Source organism: Streptomyces sp. KR55 (assembly GCF_052245645.1).
GTDB lineage: Bacteria > Actinomycetota > Actinomycetes > Streptomycetales > Streptomycetaceae > Streptomyces > Streptomyces flavusporus.
Genome location: NZ_JBQQCE010000167.1, coordinates 1 through 19,113, shown reverse-complemented (window position 1 = coordinate 19,113; position 19,113 = coordinate 1). Strand labels below are relative to the sequence as shown.

The window sequence follows — 19,113 nt, the reverse complement described above, 5'->3', positions numbered from 1 at the left end:
CCACGATCGGCTGCATGTGCACCGACAGCGACCTCACCGCGCCGGCGTCACGCTCCGCCACCTCGCCGCGCAGCAGCTGCGACAGCTCGTGGGCGGCGGCGCGCGAGTGCTCGATGAGTGCGGTGCGCGCCGCGAGGATCGCCTCCTGGGACAGCGGCACATCGAGCAGCTGCACGGCGAGCCGCAGCAGACCGGAGTCGATGCGGTACATACCGTCGGCCGGCGCCACCACGCCCATCGCCGCCAGCCGCTCCACGTCCTCGTCGCCCAGCGCCCGCCCCGCCCGCCGCTCCAGCTCCGCACGCGTCACCGTCTCCACCACGTCCGGCGCCCAGGAGGCCACCACGGCCCGGTGAATCGCCAGGTCATGAGCGGTGAGGTCCGGCGGCAGCTGCTGGAGATAGCGTTCGATGGCCGCCAGCGTCATGCCCTGGTGCTGCAACTCCTCGATCAACGCGAGACGCGCCAGATGCTCCCCGCCGTAGTGCCCCACCCGGCGCGGACCGATCACCGGCGGGGGCAGCAGGCCCTTGGTGCCGTAGAAGCGGACCGTGCGCACCGTGATGCCGGCCCGGGCGGCCAGCTCGTCGATGGTGAGGGTCGGCTCCTCGGCGTCGGTCGTCATGTTCAGCAGTATCGCTGTCTCACCAGTGCTGTGAAACCTCGTACGCATCCATCGGTGACCATGAAGTGAACGACCAGTGATCACCGTGGACACCCGCAGTGGATCAGGTGAGAAGTAACGCTCTGTGACATGGGCCACCGTGTCCCCGCCGACCGGTGTGGGAAGGTGCTGCCTTGGTCCGTGCCGCGTCACGAGCGTGGGGCGGACCGAGGCACGTACGGACACCTGAGCGCACGACGCTCGGGCGCACCAGGAAGTGGTACCACCGTGAGCAAGGACGCCGTGGACACGGCCCGGATCGCCGCCGGAAGCGGGGCGACCACAACGCCCGCGGACGCGGGCGACGCCGGCTACAGCAAGGACCTCAAGGCCCGCCACGTCAACATGATCGCCATCGGCGGCGCGATCGGCACCGGACTCTTCCTGGGCGCCGGCGGCCGTCTGCACAACGCGGGCCCCGCCCTCGCGCTGGCCTACCTCGTCTGCGGCGTCTTCGCCTTCTTCGTCGTCCGGGCACTGGGCGAGCTCGTCCTGTACCGGCCCTCGTCCGGCTCCTTCGTGTCGTACGCGCGCGAGTTCCTCGGCGAGAAGGGCGCCTACGTCGCCGGCTGGATGTACTTCCTGAACTGGTCGACGACCGGCATCGCCGACATCACCGCGATCGCGCTCTACACGCACTACTGGAGCATGTTCACCGACATCCCGCAGTGGGTGCTGGCACTGATCGCCCTCGCGGTGGTCCTGGCGGTGAACCTGATCTCGGTGAAGATCTTCGGCGAGATGGAGTTCTGGTTCGCGATCATCAAGGTCGCCACCCTCGTCGGCTTCATGTTCGTCGGCATCTTCCTGCTGGCCACCCAGCACGAGGTCGGCGGCCAGACGCCCGGCCTGAGCGTGATCACGGACAACGGCGGTGTCTTCCCGCACGGCCTGATGCCGGTCGTCCTCGTCATGCAGGGCGTGATCTTCGCGTATGCCGCGCTGGAGCTGGTCGGTGTCGCCGCGGGCGAGACCGCCGAGCCCGAGAAGGTCGTCCCGCGCGCGGTGAACTCGATCATGTGGCGGGTCGGCCTCTTCTACGTCGGCTCGGTCGTCCTGCTGGCCCTGCTGCTCCCCGGCTCGGTCTACTCGGCCGACGAGAGCCCCTTCGTCACCGTCCTGTCCAAGATCGGCGTCCCGGCCGCGGGCGACGTGATGAACCTGGTCGTCCTCACGGCCGCCATGTCCTCGCTGAACTCCGGCCTGTACTCCACCGGCCGCATCCTGCGCTCCATGGCGATGGCGGGCTCGGCCCCGAAGTTCACGGCCCGCATGAACCGCAGCCAGGTCCCCTACGGCGGCATCCTGCTCACCTGCGCGGTCTGCGTCCTCGGCGTCGGCCTGAACTACCTCATGCCGAGCCAGGCCTTCGAGATCGTGCTGAACGTCGCCTCCCTCGGCATCATCAGCACCTGGGTGATCATCATGGTCTGCCACCTGATCTTCGTCCGCCGCGCCAGGGAGGGCCTGGTCACCCGGCCGCACTTCCGGCTGCCCGGCAGCCCCGTCACCGAGATCACCACGATCGCCTTCCTGCTGGCCTGCCTCGGCATGATGTGGAACGACCCGGAGGTCGGCCGCAAGACCCTGCTGCTCATCCCCGTCATCGCGGCCATGCTGGTCGCCGGCTGGTTCGCAATCCGCCGCAAGGCTGCGCGTGCCGCGGATGAGGAGCTGTCGCAGCTCACGAAGTAGGCAGCGGCCTACGAAGCGGCAGGTCAGGGCCACTGTCAGTGGCATGGCCTACGGTGGCGTCATGTCGGAGATCTTGTCGGGGATCACGTATGTCCGGGGTGACGCCACCGCGCCGTCGGTGAAGGGCGTCAAGCTGATCGCCCATGTCTGCAACGACATCGGCGGCTGGGGCAAGGGTTTCGTCCTGGCCATATCCCGCCGCTGGCATGCCGCTCCGCGGGTAGGGCGGGTTCCTCTCGCCGTAGGCCCTCCGGGCAGTGGGAGTCTGCGGGACGTGCGTGGCTGGTCGCGCAGTTCCCCGCGCCCCTTCGGGGCGCATCCCTGACCGCATGACGATAGGCCCCGGGTAAGCTGCGGCCTGGCCGGTGGCGAATAGTCCCGCGTCGAACCGCTCATCACTGAGCGCCTGGTGCGCAAGGGCATTGCCGTGACGGTTTACGACCATGGGGAGGGCCGGGGGTTGAGCCAGGACACCGACGTGCTCGTGCTCGGCGGCGCGGGCGTCGACACGATCGTGTACGTACCGGAGCTGCCCCTGCCGTACGCCGACAGTTACATGATCGACTCGGGGATCCGTACCCGGGCCGGGCAGACCGGGGACTTCGTCGCCGTCGGACTGAGCGCTCTGGGCCTGCGCACCCACCACCTCGACATGCTCGGCGACGACCCCGAGGGCGAGCTGGTCCGCGCGCTGCACCGGGACAAGGGCATTCCGCTCACCGCCGTACCGCAGCCCGCCGGCACCAAACGCGCGGTCAACCTCGTCGGCCCCGACGGACGGCGGCTCTCCCTGTACGACACCAGCCGCTCGCACCCCGACGACCGGCTGCCCGAGCCGACCGTGCAGGCCCTGGCGGAGGCGAGCCGTCACGTCCACGTCTCCCTCACCCACCCGTGCGCCCACGCCCTGCCCGTGCTGCGCGAGACCGGCGTGCCCCTCTCGACGGACCTGCACGACTGGGACGGCGAGAACCCGTACCACGAGCCGTTCGCCCTCGCCGCGGACGTCGTCTTCCTCTCCGCCGCCGCCCTCACCGACCCCGAGCGGACCATGCGCCGTATCGCCGATCGGGGCCGGGCCGAGGTGGTCGTCGCCACGGTGGGCGCCGAGGGAGCCCACCTCCTGGCCGACGGCGAGCTCACCCGGATACCGGCGGTGCCGCCGCCCACGCCGGTGGTGGACTCCAACGGCGCGGGCGACGCCTTCGCGGCCGCGTTCCTCTTCGGCCGGCTCAGCGGCGAACTGCCCCGACGGTGCGCTCTGTACGGAGCGGTGGCCGGCGCCCACGCCTGCACGGTGCCCTCGACGCAGACCGACGTGATAGGGCGGGAGGAACTGCTCAAACGCGTGGCCGAGGCGGAGAACTGATCAGCCGCCCGCGTGGCTACTGCGCGTGCTCGTGTTCATGCACGTCGTTCGTGGCCGCGATCTTCTTCCACGACCTGGGCTGCTCGGGCGTGACCGGCGTTTTCGCGATGGACGCGTCCCGCGCTGCCGGCGCACCCGGCTTCGACGGCTCGAACAGCCACGTGTCGAAGAGTGCCGCGAGCGGCTTGCCGGACACCTGCTCCGCGTACCGCCGGAAGTCGGCGACCGACGCGTTGCCGTGCGCGTACTTCGCCGGCCAGCCCTTCAGGACGGTGAAGAAGGCGTCGTCGCCGATCTCGTTCCGCAACGCCTGGAGCGCCAGCGCGCCCCGGTCGTACACCGCGAGATGGAACTGGTTCTCGGGCCCCGGGTCACCGGGCCGCACCGTCCAGAACGGGTCGTCGGCCGGACGGGAGGCATACACGTAGTCCGCGATCTCCTGCGCCGTGCCCTCGCCCTCGTGTTCGGACCACAGCCACTGCGCATAGCGCGCGAAGCCCTCGTTGATCCAGATGTCCTTCCAGCCGGCCACGGACACGAGGTCCCCGTACCACTGGTGGGCCAGCTCGTGCACGACCACGGACGTGTTCGACCCGTTGGCGAACTGCCGCGGGCTGTAGAAGGGCCGGGTCTGCGTCTCCAGCGCGTACCCGGTGTCGGTGTTGGGCACGTACCCGCCGAGCGCGTTGTACGGATACGGCCCGAAGTACCCGGTCAGCCAGTCGGCGATCTCCCCGGTCCGCTCGACGCTGGCCCGCGCCGCACCGTAGTGGTCGCCCAGATCCTTGCTGTACGCGCTGAGCACCGGAATGCCGCTTTCCGTGGTGCCGGTCGTGACGTCGAACCTCCCGACCGCGAGCGTGGCCAGATAAGTGGCCTGCGGTTTGTCGGACCGCCAGCTGTAGCGGGTCCACCCGGCCCGGGAACTGCTCGACTGCAGCGTGCCGTTGGAGATGGCCTGGGTGCCGTCCGGCACCTGGACGGACACGTCGTAGGTGGCCTTGTCGAGCGGGTGGTCGTTGCTGGGGAACCACCACCAGGCCGCCTCGGGCTGACCGGCCGCGACACCGCCGTCCGGCGTACGGAGCCAGCTGGTGAACCCGTACGCCTGCTTCGCCGAAGGCACCCCGCTGTAGCGCACCACGACCGTCACGGCCGTCCCCTTGGCCAGCGGGGTCTTCGGGGTGATCGCCAGCTCGTGCTCGCCGGAGGTCGTGAACGCCGCCCGGGCGCCGTTGACCCGCACCTCGCTCACGTCCAGCAGAAAGTCCAGATTGAAGCGGGACAGATCCTGTGTGGTGCGCGCCAGCAGGGTCGCCGTGCCCTCCAACCGGTCCGTGGCGGGCCGGTACTTCAGCCGGAGATCGTAGTGGGAGACGTCGTAACCGCCGTTGCCGTACGCCGGGTAGTAGGGGTCGCCGATGCCCGGAGCGCCGGGGGAGTGACTCGCGGCCGATGCCGGGATCGCCAGCAGCAGGGAGGCGGCCGCGAGTGCGCCCGGTGCCGTGATTCTGCGGTGCACGAAAGCTCCAAGTCGTAGGGGCGGAAAGTCTGTTCGGAGCCTATTGATTCCCTGTGTCCCTGAGCCTGTCCACAGCAACCGCTGTCACACGATCGCCATTCGGCCGTCATACCTCTGGCCGCACCGGGGGTGCTTTTCGGCCACCGACACGCACTCCACCCGCTGGTTTCCCTCTTCTGCACGGGAGTTGACGCAGGTACCGTCCCGCGCATGCCGAAACGCACGCGCTTCACGATCTGGAGACCGCTCGCGACGGCGGCCACCGCCGCCCTGATGGCCACATTCCTCGCCCCCACGGCAGCGCACAGCGCCCCGCGCGAGAGCAGGCCCGTTCACTCGTACGACGACGCGGTCCGCGAGGCCGTCTGGGTGGACACCGGACTCGACGGCGACGGCGACGGAAGGACCGACCGGGTCGCCGTCGACATCGTCCGCCCGCGCGAACCCGCCCAGCAGGGCCGCAAGGTGCCCGTCATCATGGACGCCAGCCCGTACTACTCCTGCTGCGGCCGCGGCAACGAGAGCCAGAAGAAGACGTACGACGCCGACGGCGACGTCGTCCAGATGCCGCTCTTCTACGACAACTACTTCGTGCCGCGCGGGTACGCCTTCGTCGGCGTCGACCTCGCCGGTACCAACCGCTCCGACGGCTGCGTCGATGTCGGCGGCCGCTCCGACATCCAGTCCGCGAAGGCCGTCGTCGACTGGCTCAACGGCCGGGCCAAGGCGTACACCACGCGTACCGGCACGGTGAGCGCCAAAGCGACCTGGACCAACGGCAGGACAGGCATGATCGGCAAGAGCTGGGACGGCACCATCGCCAACGGTGTCGCCGCCACCGGCGTCGAGGGCCTCGAAACCATCGTGCCGATCAGCGCGATCTCCTCCTGGTACGACTACTACTTCACCAAGGGCGCCCCGCTGTACAACTCCGGCCCCGACTGGCTGTCGAACTACGTCAACAGCCCCGACGCCCGCGCCAAGTGCGCCGCCGTCCAGCAGAAACTCGTCGACGGCGCCCCGCGTACCGGTGACTGGACACCGCTGTGGACCGAGCGCGACTACGTCAGGGCCACCAGCAAGGTCCGGGCGAGCGTCTTCCTCATTCACGGCATGCAGGACCTCAACGTGCGGATGCAGCACGTCGGCCCGTGGTGGGACGCCCTCGCGAAGAACGGCGTCGAGCGCAAGATCTGGCTCTCCCAGACCGGCCACGTCGACCCCTTCGACTTCCGCCGCGCGGAGTGGGTGGACACCCTGCACCGCTGGTTCGACCACGAGCTCCTCGGCTACGACAACGGCATCGACCGCGAGCCCATGGCCGACATCGAACGCCACCCCGACCAGTGGGTCACCGCCAAGGCCTGGCCGCCGCGCGGTACCGACACCGTCCGTCTGAAGCCCGCCAAGGGCACCCAGCCGGGCGTCGGCACCCTCGGTCTGCGCACCGGCAAGGGCACCGAGAGCTTCACCGACGACCCTCAGCACAGCGAGACCGACTGGGCCGCCGCCATCGACAGCCCCACACCCGACAAGGCCGGCTTCACGACCGGGCCGCTCACCCGCGACCTGCGCCTGTCCGGCTCCTCAGAGGTGACCGTCACCGCGACGCCCACCACGTCCACGGCACACCTGTCCGCCGTCCTCGTGGACCTCGGCCCCGACACCATCCGCGACTACGCCGACGCCGCCGAGGGCATCACCACGCTCCCCGACCGCACCTGCTGGGGCGCGAGCACCTCGGGCGACAGCGCCTGCTTCAAGGAGACCCGGGCGAAGACGGCCGACGTCGACTACACGATCGTCAGCCGCGGCTGGGCCGACCTCGGCAACCACGCCTCCGACCTGAAGGGGGTCCCGCTCACCCCGGGCAAGCCGTACACCATCACCCTCGACCTGGCGGCGACCGACCACGTCGTCCCGGCCGGACACCGGCTGGCACTGATCGTCGCGGGCACCGACCGGGACCTCATCGACCCGCCGGCCGACACGCCGACCCTGACGCTGGACCTGTCCCGCACCTCCGCCCGCGTCCCGCTGGTCGGCGGCACAGCCGCGTTCGCCCATGCCACCTCGGGCACCGCGACCGGCACGCCCGCCTCCGAGCCGCTCGCCGGTGTCGAGGCACCGAGCACCGTCCAGCGCGTACCGGGCCCCCGCACCGCCGGCTGACTCACCCGGAGGCGGCCGGACACGCCAGCCCGGCCGCCTCCTGCGCGCACCCCCACGCCACGGTCACACCCGCACCCCCGTGGCCGTAGTTGTGCACCAGCACCCGCCCGTCCGGCAGCAGTTCGCGTTCCAGCCGCACCGCGTCCCGCACCGGCCGCAGCCCCACCCGGTGCTCCAGGATCCGCGCCCCGGCGATCTCCGGCCGCAGGGCCGCGCACCGCCGTACGATCGCCTCGGCCACCGCCGGATCCGGCCGCAGCGACCACACGTCCTGCTCCGCCGTCCCGCCCAGCACCAGCCGTCCCGGCTGCGGGAACAAGTACGCCATCTCCCCGGACGCGTCCTTGGAGACGAGCCACGTGCTGATGCCCGGGTTCTCCACGACGACCAACTGCCCGCGCAGCGGCCGTACGGACTCGTCCGGCACCAGCTCACGCGCCCCCAGGCCCGTGCAGTTGACCACGACCGGCGCCTCGGCCTCGGCGAACGCCGACACCGCGCGCTCCTCGACCGCCCCGCCCGCCTTCACCAACCGCTCCCGCAGCCACGGCAGATGAGTCGACATGTCGATCAGCGGCAGTCGCGCCCACAGTCCCGTCCCGGCGTACTCCGCGGCCGTCGCCGCCCGGAGCCCGGGCAGCCGCGCCGCCGCCCAGCTGTCCGTCTCGTCCAGGTCTGTCTCGCCCAGTACCCCTTCGACCATGCGTACGCCGGTGACCTCGGGATGCTCCGCCAACTCCTCGTAGACGTCCAGCGAGTGCAGGGCCCACCTGCGCGCCGACGCCTCCGGCTCGATGCGGTAGGGCCACCACAGCGCGCCCGCAACCGCCGAGGTGGTCCGCTCGACGGGCTCCCGCGTCCACACCCGTACCCGTCGGCCGCGCTCGGCGAGCAGCACCGCTGTCGTCAGCCCGATGACACCCCCGCCAACGACGATCACATCGCCCTTCACGTCACTGTCCACGCGGGGACGGTAGCGGAATGTGTCATGCCGCGCTCAGAGCGGCCTCACTCTGGGGATACTCACAGCATGTCTGCCGCGTACGCGACCTTCGGCCTGGCACCGGCGATGCGTGCCGGTGAAGTTCTCGCAGACGGTGGCTACCAGGTCCACCGGGACTTCGTGGACTTCATCGTCGACGGACGCCCCCTGCTGTTCCAGCTGTCCGACCTGGACGCCGTCTCCCCGCTTGCCTCCGACGTCCCGCCCGCGATCTTCACCGCCCAGGTGCGCAGCCTGCTCCTCGAGGCGGAGGCGCCCTTGCCCGGTGGGCGGTATGTCATCTACGGCTGCCCCGAATGCGCCGACCTCGCGTGCGGGGCGGTCACCGCGGTCATCGACAGAGCCGACGACGACTACGTGTGGCGGGACTTCGCCTGGCAGACGGAGGAGCAGGTCGACCTGGAGCTCAACGGCTACCACGGCATCGGCCCGTTCCGCTTCCAGGGCGAGGAGTACCGGGCGGCGCTGAACTCCCTGCTGAACGGCGACGGTGACGGCAGCCGCCGCCGCGTCCTGCTGATCGGCGCCCGCGTCGCCCTGCTCGCCAAGCTCGCCGCCGCCCTGCGCACCATCGGCATCGGCGCCGACATCACCCGCGACGCCGACGACGTCCCCGCCGACGAACTGCGCGGCTACGGCGCCGTCGTCTTCGGCCGCGGGGTCGGCGAGGAGGAGCGCGTCGCCGTGCGCCGGGCCTTCGAACGCGCCGGAGTCGACGTGGCCTACGTCGACGGACTCGCCCCCATCGTCCCGCTCCTCGTCGCCCAGATCGAACACGTCCTCGACCGCAGCCCGGTGGAGCAGCGCCGCCTCACCCGTCTGGTCGCCGCCGACGGCGAGGCGGGTGTCGAGATCACCTCCGCCTGCCGGGTCCGCCTCACTGCGTACCGCCTCGACCGGCTCGCCCGCGCCCACACCCATGAGCTCTTCGACGGCCTCCTCGAAGCCGGCCGGCACCGCATTCCCCTGGACGCGAAGGCCTTCAAGGGGGAGTCCTTCGTGGTGGCGAGGACGGCGGGAAGCGTGCTGGTGGAGGCGATGGCCCACTGAAAACCGGGGCGCCGGCGCCGCCGGGTGGCCGTTAGGATCGACGGTCTGATGACTGCCACCCTCGTCGCCAAGAACCTCACCGCCGGTCACGGCGACCGCGCGCTCTTCACGGGCCTCGACCTCGTCGTCGCGCCCGGCGATGTGATCGGGCTCGTCGGCGCCAACGGCGCGGGCAAGTCCACGCTGCTGCGCCTGCTCGCCGGGCTCGACACGCCCGAACAGGGCGAGCTGCGGCTGTCCCCGCCGACCGCGACGGTCGGGCATCTGCCGCAGGAGCCGGAGCGCCGGGCGGGCGAGTCGGTGCGCGAGTTCCTCGCCCGCCGCACCGGTGTCGCCGAGGCCCAGCGGGCCATGGACGAGGCCACCCAGGCGCTGGTCGACGGGGCTCCCGGCGCCGACGACGCCTACGCGACGAGCCTGGAGCGCTGGCTCGGCCTCGGCGGCGCCGACCTGGACGAGCGGGCCGAGGAGGTCGCCGACTCGCTCGGCCTCGCCGTGGGCCTCGACCAGCCGATGACCTCCCTGTCCGGCGGCCAGGCCGCCCGCGCGGGACTCGCCTCCCTGCTGCTCTCCCGCTACGACGTCTTCCTGCTCGACGAGCCGACCAACGACCTCGACCTGGACGGCCTGGAGCGCCTCGAACGCTTTGTGAGCGGCCTGCGCGCCGGCACGGTCGTCGTCAGCCACGACCGGGAGTTCCTCACCCGCACGGTCACCAAGGTCCTCGAACTCGACCTCGCCCAGCGGCAGATCAACCTCTACGGCGGCGGCTACGCGGCCTACCTCGAGGAACGCGAGGTGGCCCGCCGGCACGCCCGCGAGGAGTACGAGGAGTTCGCCGACAAGAAGGCCGCCCTCCAGGACCGCGCGCAGATGCAGCGCGCCTGGATGGACAAGGGCGTGAAGAACGCCCGGCGCAAGGCGGGCAACGACAACGACAAGATCGGCCGCAAGTTCCGCAGCGAGGCCAGCGAGAAGCAGGCCGCGAAGGCCCGGCAGACCCAGCGCATGATCGAACGGCTCGAGGTCGTCGACGAGCCGCGCAAGGAGTGGGAGCTGCGGATGGAGATCGCCGCCGCGCCCCGGTCCGGCGCGGTCGTGGCGACCCTGCGCGACGCCGAGGTGCGGCGCGGCGGCTTCGTCCTCGGCCCGGTCTCCGTGCAGATCGACTGGGCGGACCGGATCGCGGTAACCGGTGCCAACGGCGCCGGCAAGTCCACCCTCCTCGGTGCCCTGCTCGGCCGTGTCCCCCTGGACGCCGGGCAGGCCGCCCTCGGCTCCGGCGTCCTGGTCGGTGAGGTCGACCAGGCCCGCAAGCTGTTCCACGGCCCCGAGGCGCTGCTGGACGCGTTCCGCGCGGCGGTCCCGGACACCGAACCGGTCGAAGTACGCACACTGCTGGCCAAGTTCGGGCTGAAGTCGGACCACGTCCTGCGCCCCGCCGCGACGCTCTCCCCGGGCGAACGCACCCGCGCCGCCCTCGCCCTCCTCCAGGGCAGAGGCGTCAACCTCCTCGTCCTCGACGAGCCGACCAACCACCTCGACCTGCCCGCCATCGAGCAGCTGGAGTCCGCCCTGGACGCCTACACCGGCACCCTGCTCCTGGTCACCCATGACCGTCGCATGCTGGACGCGGTCCATGTGACGCGCCGTCTGGAGGTCGCCGACGGCAAGGTGACCGAGCGCTAACGGGGCGTCAGCCGCGTCGCCAGCCCGCGGTAGTCGACGACACAGCCGTCCGCGTCGAACTCCACCTCGCTGCGGAAGCCGTCCGAGGCGAATCCCACCCGCCCGCCGCCGTCGGTGCGCGCGAGATGCGTGTACGTCTGCCGCGACGGCAGCACGGTCAGGTCCGGCACCGACACCCAGGCCATCAGGAACTCCCGTTCCCCGGCCGTCCGGTGCAGGTCGTGCCGCAACACCGGCATCGTGTTGGTCAGCGGACACAGCCCCAGATCGCAGTCGAGCGCCCCGCCGACCTCCGGCACCGGCTCCCCGTCGGCCGTCCACCCGCCCCGCCCGTCGTGCCGCAGATCAAGGGCATGCGTGTGCTCCGCGGTCTCGGCGATCACCCGCAGCCGCCGCGTCACGTAGCGGTCACCGGTTTCGAGCTCGTACGAGATCCAGTACGCCTCCGGAGCCGTCCCCACCGCCCGGCCACGGGCCCGCAGGACCCCGCCCTCGAACTCGACCCACGCAGTCTCATAGCCGCGGCTCGCGGTGACGTCCCAGGTGAGTGCACGCGAAGTGGTCATACCGCCACCGTACGGGCAGATGAGCCCCGGAGCCCGTACGACGCGGGCGGCCCCGGACCGATACGGCGCGAGCGGTGGGCCTGGACTCGTACGGTGCGAGGGGCGGGCGTGGGCCTGGACCCGTATGGCGCGGGGCGCGGGCATGGACTTGTACGGCGCGGGGCGTGCGCCTGGACCCGTACGGCGCGGGGCGCGGGCATGGACTTGTACGGCGCGGGGCGTGCGCCTGGACCCGTACGGCGCGGGGCGTGCGCCTGGCCCCGTACGGCGTGGGATGCGGGCCCGGCCCCTACGGCACGAGGGGCCGGGACTGGCCTGGACCCCCTACGGCACAGGGGTCCGGGCCCGCGCGTTTCAGCCCCGGCCCTTCTTCGGGTCGAGCAGCCCCGCCCGGCGTAGGGCGTCGGCCATCGCGCTGTTCGCCGGGGCCGGCGCCTGGCGGCCGCCGCCGGCCCCGCCCCCACGGCCGCCCTGTCGCTGCTGCGGCGGACGCCCGCCGCCCCGCTGCTGTCGGCGCTCACCGGACGGCTGACCCTGCGGGGCCGCCTCGTCGTCCAGCCGCAGCGTCAGCGAGATCCGCTTGCGCGGAATGTCGACGTCGAGCACCTTCACCTTGACGATGTCACCCGGCTTGACGACGTCGCGCGGGTCCTTGACGAACGTCTTCGACATCGCGGAGACATGCACCAGACCGTCCTGGTGCACGCCGACGTCGACGAACGCGCCGAACGCGGCCACGTTGGTCACGACACCCTCCAGGACCATGCCCGCCTGCAGGTCGGAGATCTTCTCGACGCCCTCCTTGAAGGTGGCCGTCTTGAAGGCGGGCCGCGGGTCGCGCCCCGGCTTCTCCAGTTCCTTGAGGATGTCGCTCACGGTCGGCAGACCGAACGTGTCGTCCACGAAGTCCTGCGGCCTCAGCGAGCGCAGCACGCCCGTGTTGCCGATCAGCGAAGCCACCTCCTGGCCGGAGGTCTTCACCATGCGCCGGACGACCGGGTACGCCTCCGGGTGCACGCTGGACGCGTCCAGCGGGTCGTCCCTGCCGCGGATGCGCAGGAAGCCCGCGCACTGCTCGTACGCCTTCGGCCCCAGCCGGGCCACGCCCTTCAGCTCCGAACGGGACTTGAACGGGCCGTTGGCGTCGCGGTGCGCCACGATGTTCTCGGCGAGCCCGGAGGAGATGCCGGAGACGCGCGCGAGCAGCGGTGCGGACGCGGTGTTCACATCGACGCCGACGCCGTTCACACAGTCCTCCACCACCGCGTCCAGCGAACGCGACAGCTTCACCTCGGACAGGTCGTGCTGGTACTGGCCCACACCGATCGACTTCGGGTCGATCTTCACCAGCTCGGCGAGCGGGTCCTGGAGGCGGCGCGCGATCGACACCGCACCACGCAGCGACACGTCCAGCTCGGGCAGCTCCTGCGAGGCGAACGCCGACGCCGAGTACACCGAGGCGCCCGCCTCGGACACCATCACCTTGGTGAGCTTCAACTCCGGGTGCTTGCTGATCAGTTCACCGGCGAGCTTGTCCGTCTCGCGCGACGCCGTGCCGTTGCCGATCGCGACCAGCTCGACCGCGTGCTCCTTGGCGAGCCGGGCCAGCTTGGCAATGGCCTCGTCCCACTTGTTGGCCGGGACGTGCGGATAGATCACGTCCGTGGCGACGACCTTGCCCGTGGCGTCCACCACGGCCACCTTCACACCCGTACGGAATCCCGGGTCCAGGCCCAGCGTCGCGCGCGTGCCCGCCGGGGCGGCGAGGAGCAGGTCCCGCAGGTTCGCCGCGAACACGCCCACCGCCTCGTCCTCGGCCGCGGTACGCAGCCGCAGCCGCAGGTCGATGCCGAGGTGGACGAGGATGCGGGTCCGCCAGGCCCAGCGGACCGTGTCCAGCAGCCACTTGTCGGCGGGGCGCCCGCGTTCGGCGATGCCGAACCGGTGCGCGACGATGCCCTCGTACGACGAAGGCCCCTCGGTGGGCTCCTCCGGCTCCAGGACGAGGTCCAGGACCTCCTCCTTCTCGCCGCGCAGCATGGCCAGGATCCGGTGGGAGGGCAGGTCGGTGAACGGCTCGGCGAAGTCGAAGTAGTCCGCGAACTTCGCGCCCGCCTCCTCCTTGCCCTCCCGCACCTTGGCGGCCAGCCGCCCGCGCACCCACATCCGCTCGCGCAGCTCGCCGATCAGGTCGGCGTCCTCAGAGAACCGCTCGGTGAGGATGGCGCGGGCGCCGTCGAGCGCGGCCTGCGGATCGGCCACGCCCTTGTCGGCGTCCACGAACGCGGCGGCGGCCGCGAGGGGCTCGACGGCCGGATCGCCGAGCAGTCCCTCGGCCAGCGGCTCCAGACCGGCCTCGCGGGCGATCTGGGCCTTCGTACGCCGCTTCGGCTTGTACGGCAGATAGATGTCCTCCAGGCGCGCCTTCGTCTCGGCGCCCCGGATCTGCGCCTCGAGCTCCTCGGTGAGCTTGCCTTGCTCGCGCACCGACTCCAGGATCGCCGTCCGCCGCTCCTCCAGCTCCCGCAGATAGCGCAGCCGCTCCTCGATCGTGCGCAGCTGCGCGTCGTCGAGCATCTCGGTCGCTTCCTTGCGGTAGCGGGCGATGAAGGGCACCGTCGAACCGCCGTCGAGCAGCTCCACGGCAGCCTTGACCTGCCGCTCCCGTACGCCGAGCTCCTCGGCGATCCTGCCTTCGATGGACCCTACGAGGGGTGTCGTCACGATCCCGTACCGCCTTCTCCACTTCGGGTTGCGCGGTAATTGTGGCAGGTGACACCGACAGCGGGGGACCAGGGCGGAAATGCGGCGGGGCGGCGGCCGTCAGACGTGCCGCGCGCCGCGCCGGCCGGACCCCGAGACTCCGCCGAGCAGGCGGGCCAGCGCCCGGAACGGCAGCGTCACGACGGTGGCGACGGCACCGCCGATCTGCCGCAGGACATCAGCGAGAGCGCGGAACACGGGAATCTCCTTTCGTCCTCGCAACGCTCACCAGGACCAGGTGACGTCCGGGTACCGCACCCGTCGTCGACCATGCACCCGGCACGCGCGCGTGCCGGGCCGGGCGGAGCCGCTTCATCCCGACGTGGACACGCTCCACGTGAAGCGCGGCTGCCGACGCTCCAGGAACGCGGTGACGCCCTCCGCGGTGTCGGTGTTGCCGCGCGCCCGGTCCGCCCAGTGGGCGTCCCGGTCGGTGCGTCCGTCGGCGAACTCCTTCGCCGCGGCCTGCGTCAGCTGCGAGCGGGACACCAGTATTCGGGTGAACTCGGCCACGCGCTTGTCGAGTTCACCCTCGGGCAGCACCTCGTCGACCAGTCCCGTGCGCAGCGCCCGCTCGGTGCCGATCAACTCGCCCGAGAACAGCAGATACTTGGCGGTGGCCGGACCGACCAGCGCCACCAACCGCCGGGTGGCGGAGGCCGGATACACGATCCCCAGCTTCGCCGGTGTCACCCCGAACAGCGTGCCCTCCTCCGCGAACCGCAGATCGCAGGCCGCCGCGAGCTGTGCCCCGCCGCCCACACAGTGCCCGCGGATCGCCGCCAGCGTCGGCTTCGGAAACGCGGCGAGCGCCTCCTCGGCCTGCACGGCCAGCGCCTGCGCCTCCTCCGGCGAGCCCCGGAGCGTGGAGATGTCGGCCCCCGCGCAGAACGTGCCCCCCGCACCCGTCAGCACCAGGGCGCGTACGTCCGGATCGGCGGCCAGGGCGTCGAGCAGCGGCGGCAGCGCCCGCCACATCGCGGCCGTCATGGCGTTGCGCTTGGCGGGATGATCGATCACGACGGTGGCCACCGAGTCGGCGACCCGGTGCGACAGCTGGGGCTCCATGCGCGGGATGCTAGCCGCAGGTACCTCAGCTGCTGTGTTCCGGGCACTGCAAACCCGTACAACCCGAAGAGTTCGCAAAGCCTGCATGAGTGGGACAGGAGCAGTCCCACAACTGACCGTGTCATACGCCAACGATCAGAAGTGTTCGATAACAGCTGACTTGTGTTCAGGTCTCCGGCGTGGAGCGGCTCGTTACCAACACTCGACGTGTGGTGACAATCGAGCACAAGGGTGGCGACCGGACGATGGAGAACCACGGGCGCGGGCCCGCCCCACGCCCAGAAGGCGGCGCGGATGCACCGGTCGAACCGAGGACGCGCGAGCCGCTGCCGTTCGAGGGCGTGTGGCGGTTCACCGCTCCCGCCGTCGACGCCTCGGTCCCGCAGGCCCGGCACGCGGTACGGGACCTGCTGATCCGCCAGCGGGTCCCGGTCTCGGACGAGCTGGTCCAGGGCCTGCTGCTGATCGTCTCGGAGCTGGTCACGAACGCCGTCCGGCACGCGGCGCTGCTGTCGCCGATGCTCGCCGTGGAGGTCGCCGTCGGCGCCGAGTGGGTGCGGGTGTCCGTGGAGGACAACCACCCCTACCGCCCGACCGCCCTCGAGGCCGACCACGGCCGGACGGGCGGCCGGGGCCTGCTCCTGGTACGGGAGGTCACCCAGGAGGCGGGTGGGGTGTGCGACGTCGAGCACACGGCGAGCGGCGGCAAGGTGATCTGGGCCGCCCTGCCGCTCGACCACGCCCGGCTGCTGTGAGGGTCACCAACCCGCGGACGGGCCGGTCAGCTCCCTGATCGCGGGGCGGGCCGCGTCCAGCACCGTCATGAACCAGGACGAGAAGGTGTCCTTGGCGTGCCGCTCCGCCAGCTCGTCGGGGGTGACGAAGGCCGTCGCGTGCACCTCCTCCGGATCCGGCCGGAGCGGCGCCTGCACCAGGCCGACGAAGAGGTGGTTGTACTCCTGCTCCACCAGGCCCGAGTGCGGGTCCGGGTGGTTGTAGCGGACGGTGCCCGCCTCGGCGAGCAGCGCCGGGGAGACCCCGAGCTCCTCGTACGTTCGCCGGGCCGCCGCCGCGAACGGCGCCTCGCCCGGGTACGGGTGGCCGCAGCAGGTGTTGGACCACACGCCGGGGGAGTGGTACTTGCCCAGCGCCCGCTGCTGGAGCAGCAGCCGGCTGTAGTCGTCGAACAGGAACACCGAGAACGCGCGGTGCAGCTGTCCCGGGGGCTGATGGGCGGCGAGCTTCTCCGCGGTGCCGATCGTCACGCCGTCCTCGTCGACCAGTTCCAGCAGGATCGCTTCCGCGGTGCCGTTCGACGAGCTGTGCGTCGCGGTGGCAGGTGTGATCGGCATACCCATCCTTCGCCTCGTTCCTCGCGCCCCAGTCTGCCGTACGAATCCGGCGCTCCCGGCACTTCCCGGCGCGTCGGCACCGGAAGAGGGGCCCGGTAGGTGATCGTGCCCGGCGCGGATCGGGGAGAACCGCCCGCGAGGGGGGCGTACGACTACGGCGTACGACTACCGGGACGCCATCGCGCGCCGGACCGATGCGCTCCGCCCCCGACGGGTCACCGGATCACCGGCGGCCGGGTGTCAGTAGCACAGCCGGGCCTCGTGTTCCGCGTGCCCGCTCGGCTCCAGCTGGAAGGTACAGTGCTCCACGTCGAAGTGGTCACCCAGGCAGCCCTGGAGCTCGTGAAGCATCTTCTCGTGCCCTATCGCGTTCAGGACGTCGGAGCGGACCACCACGTGCGCGGACAGCACCGGCATGCCCGACGTGATCGTCCAGGCGTGCAGGTCATGGACGTCCTCCACGCCGTCCAGCGCCAGCATGTGGGCCCGGACCTCCGCCATGTCGACGCCCTTGGGGGCCGACTCCAGCAGTACGTCGAGGGTCTCGCGCAGCAGCTTCAGCGTCCGCGGCACGATCATCAGGCCGATGACGAGCGAGGCGACCGGGTCGGCGGCCTGCCAGCCGGTGGTGAGGATCACCACCGCCGAGATCAGCACCGCGACCGAGCCCAGCGCGTCGGCCGCGACCTCCAGGAAGGCGCCGCGCACGTTCAGGCTCTCCCGCTGGCCGCGCACGAGCAGCGTGAGCGAGATCATGTTCGCGACCAGACCGATCAGACCGAACACAACGGTCAGCCCGCCCTCGGTGCCGGCCGGCGTGATGAACCGCTGGATCGCCTCGTACAGGACGTACCCGCCGACCCCGAGCAGCAGCAGACAGTTGGCGAGCGCGGCGAGGATCTCGGCACGGGCGTATCCGAAGGTGCGGTTCGCGCTCGCCGGGAGGTTGGCGAAGTGGATCGCGAGCAGGGCCATGCCCAGGCCGACCGCGTCGGTCGCCATGTGCGCGGCGTCCGCGATCAACGCGAGGGAGTCCGCGAGCACGCCGCCGACGATCTCGACCACCATGACGGTGAGCGTGATGCACAGCGCGATCCGCAGCCGGCCGCGGTACGCCGCGGCCGCCGTGCCGCTGACCGGCGCGGCGTGCGCATGCCCGTGATCGTGCCCAGCCCCCATGAAAAAGCCGCCCTTCTGCGATCGGTCCGAGACCACAGTGAACTACGGGCGGGGGACATCGGGCAACGCGGCACTGAACACCGTTGTCATATGCCCTGACCTGCGCAAACGAACAGCAGGTCAGAGTGCTTCGGTGATCATCCGCCGTGGTGCAGCAGCCATCCCTGCCAAGCCGAGCCGACCATCTCGCGCACCCCGCGCCGGGCCGTCCAGCCCAGCTCCTTCGCCGCCAGTTCGGCCGAGGCGACCGCACGCGGGGCGTCCCCGGCGCGACGCGCCTCGACGACTGCCGGACGCGTGTCCCCGGTCACCTCACCGATCAGCGTGACCAGCTCGCGCACGGAGACGCCCTCGCCCCGGCCGATGTTCACCGTGAGGTCGCCCGCGGCGTCCGGCGCGGACAGCCGCCGGGCCGCCGCGAGGTGGGCGTCGGCGAGGTCGGCGACATGGATGTAGTCGCGGATGCAGGTGCCATCCGGCGTCGGGTAGTCGTCGCCGAAGATCCGCGGTGCCCGGTCGTGGGTGAGCCGGTCGAAGACCATGGGGACCACGTTGAAGACGCCGGTGTCGGCCAGCTCCGGCGTGGCAGCGCCCGCCACGTTGAAATAGCGCAGGCACACCGTCGCGATCCCGTGCGCCCGGCCTGCCGCCCGCACCAGCCGTTCACCGGCCAGCTTGGTCTCGCCGTACGGACTCATCGGGGCGCACGGTGTGTCCTCCGTGATGAGTTCCACATCCGGATTGCCGTAGACGGCCGCCGACGAGGAGAACAGGAACCGTTCGATTCCGGCCTCGGCGACCGCGTCGAGCAGTGTCGCGAGTCCGCCCACGTTCTCCCGGTAGTACCGCGTCGGCTGCGCCACGGACTCGGCGACCTGCTTGCGCGCGGCGAGATGCACCACACCCGTCACCGCGTGCTCGGCGAGGATCCGCTTCAGCAGTGCCCCGTCCAGCGACGACCCGCGAACCAGCGGGACGTCCGCCGGGAGCCGCGCCGGAACCCCGGCCGACAGGTCGTCCA

At 71.3% G+C, this 19,113-nt stretch carries 16 protein-coding genes and 1 pseudogene; 7 read left to right on the top strand and 10 right to left on the bottom strand.

Annotated features, from left to right (window positions below):
* The coding region (locus tag ACTWQJ_RS24130; protein WP_443308677.1) for a MerR family transcriptional regulator at positions 1-625 on the bottom strand (625 nt) is incomplete at its 3' end.
* Positions 626-892: 267 nt separating this feature from the next.
* Here ACTWQJ_RS24130 and ACTWQJ_RS24125 point away from each other — a divergent pair.
* From ACTWQJ_RS24125 to ACTWQJ_RS24115, 3 genes and pseudogenes are all read left to right on the top strand, one after another.
* The gene (locus tag ACTWQJ_RS24125; RefSeq protein ID WP_443308676.1) at positions 893-2,359 is read left to right on the top strand and encodes an amino acid permease; all 1,467 of its coding nucleotides are present in this window, start codon (positions 893-895) and stop codon (positions 2,357-2,359) included.
* A gap of 73 nt (positions 2,360-2,432) precedes the next feature.
* Positions 2,433-2,807: pseudogene (locus ACTWQJ_RS24120) on the top strand (Appr-1-p processing protein); the annotation flags it as partial.
* A 12-nt stretch (positions 2,808-2,819) separates the two neighbouring features.
* The gene (locus tag ACTWQJ_RS24115) at positions 2,820-3,728 is read left to right on the top strand and encodes a PfkB family carbohydrate kinase (RefSeq protein WP_443308679.1); all 909 of its coding nucleotides are present in this window, start codon (positions 2,820-2,822) and stop codon (positions 3,726-3,728) included.
* A 16-nt stretch (positions 3,729-3,744) separates the two neighbouring features.
* On the opposite strand, the gene ACTWQJ_RS24110 is transcribed toward ACTWQJ_RS24115, so the two are convergent.
* Complete coding sequence (locus tag ACTWQJ_RS24110; RefSeq protein ID WP_443308675.1) at positions 3,745-5,250, bottom strand: M1 family metallopeptidase; 1,506 nt, start codon at positions 5,248-5,250, stop codon at positions 3,745-3,747.
* Between the two features lie 210 nt (positions 5,251-5,460).
* Between ACTWQJ_RS24110 and ACTWQJ_RS24105 the strand changes: the two genes are divergently transcribed.
* Positions 5,461-7,422: a Xaa-Pro dipeptidyl-peptidase gene (locus ACTWQJ_RS24105; RefSeq protein WP_443308674.1), complete on the top strand. Its 1,962-nt coding sequence runs from the start codon at positions 5,461-5,463 to the stop codon at positions 7,420-7,422.
* 1 nt (position 7,423) lies between these two features.
* On the opposite strand, the gene ACTWQJ_RS24100 is transcribed toward ACTWQJ_RS24105, so the two are convergent.
* Positions 7,424-8,386, bottom strand: a complete 963-nt coding sequence (locus ACTWQJ_RS24100; RefSeq protein WP_443308673.1) for an FAD-dependent oxidoreductase — start codon at positions 8,384-8,386, stop codon at positions 7,424-7,426.
* 66 nt (positions 8,387-8,452) lie between these two features.
* On the opposite strand from ACTWQJ_RS24100, the gene ACTWQJ_RS24095 reads away from it, so the two are divergent.
* Positions 8,453-9,475: an oxidoreductase gene (locus tag ACTWQJ_RS24095; RefSeq protein ID WP_443308672.1), complete on the top strand. Its 1,023-nt coding sequence runs from the start codon at positions 8,453-8,455 to the stop codon at positions 9,473-9,475.
* 48 nt (positions 9,476-9,523) lie between these two features.
* Entirely contained in the window at positions 9,524-11,164 is a 1,641-nt protein-coding gene (locus ACTWQJ_RS24090) for an ABC-F family ATP-binding cassette domain-containing protein (RefSeq protein ID WP_443308671.1), read from the top strand.
* On the opposite strand, the gene ACTWQJ_RS24085 is transcribed toward ACTWQJ_RS24090, so the two are convergent.
* The 4 genes from ACTWQJ_RS24085 to ACTWQJ_RS24070 form a co-directional block, all read right to left on the bottom strand.
* A complete protein-coding gene (locus tag ACTWQJ_RS24085; protein ID WP_443308670.1) occupies positions 11,161-11,730 on the bottom strand; it encodes a putative glycolipid-binding domain-containing protein in 570 nt (189 codons plus the stop codon). The two genes, ACTWQJ_RS24090 and ACTWQJ_RS24085, sit on opposite strands and share 4 nt — an antisense overlap.
* A 354-nt stretch (positions 11,731-12,084) precedes the next feature.
* Positions 12,085-14,454 (bottom strand): Tex family protein, encoded by a 2,370-nt coding sequence (locus ACTWQJ_RS24080; RefSeq protein ID WP_443308669.1) that lies wholly within the window; start codon positions 14,452-14,454, stop codon positions 12,085-12,087.
* 99 nt (positions 14,455-14,553) lie between these two features.
* Entirely contained in the window at positions 14,554-14,691 is a 138-nt protein-coding gene (locus ACTWQJ_RS24075) for an LPFR motif small protein (RefSeq protein WP_443308668.1), read from the bottom strand.
* A gap of 114 nt (positions 14,692-14,805) precedes the next feature.
* The gene (locus tag ACTWQJ_RS24070) at positions 14,806-15,561 is read right to left on the bottom strand and encodes an enoyl-CoA hydratase/isomerase family protein (RefSeq protein WP_443308667.1); all 756 of its coding nucleotides are present in this window, start codon (positions 15,559-15,561) and stop codon (positions 14,806-14,808) included.
* A 245-nt stretch (positions 15,562-15,806) separates the two neighbouring features.
* Here ACTWQJ_RS24070 and ACTWQJ_RS24065 point away from each other — a divergent pair, with 245 nt between their 5' ends.
* A complete protein-coding gene (locus ACTWQJ_RS24065; protein WP_443308678.1) occupies positions 15,807-16,316 on the top strand; it encodes an ATP-binding protein in 510 nt (169 codons plus the stop codon).
* A 3-nt stretch (positions 16,317-16,319) separates the two neighbouring features.
* Here ACTWQJ_RS24065 and idi read toward each other — a convergent pair whose 3' ends face one another.
* The 3 genes from idi to galE form a co-directional block, all read right to left on the bottom strand.
* Positions 16,320-16,913 carry an isopentenyl-diphosphate Delta-isomerase gene (idi, locus tag ACTWQJ_RS24060; protein ID WP_129802416.1) on the bottom strand — a complete coding sequence of 198 codons (594 nt, stop codon included), beginning with the start codon at positions 16,911-16,913 and terminating at the stop codon, positions 16,320-16,322.
* Positions 16,914-17,153: 240 nt separating this feature from the next.
* Positions 17,154-18,092, bottom strand: a complete 939-nt coding sequence (locus ACTWQJ_RS24055; RefSeq protein WP_443308666.1) for a cation diffusion facilitator family transporter — start codon at positions 18,090-18,092, stop codon at positions 17,154-17,156.
* A 137-nt stretch (positions 18,093-18,229) separates the two neighbouring features.
* The coding region (galE, locus tag ACTWQJ_RS24050) for a UDP-glucose 4-epimerase GalE (RefSeq protein ID WP_443308665.1) at positions 18,230-19,113 on the bottom strand (884 nt) is incomplete at its 5' end.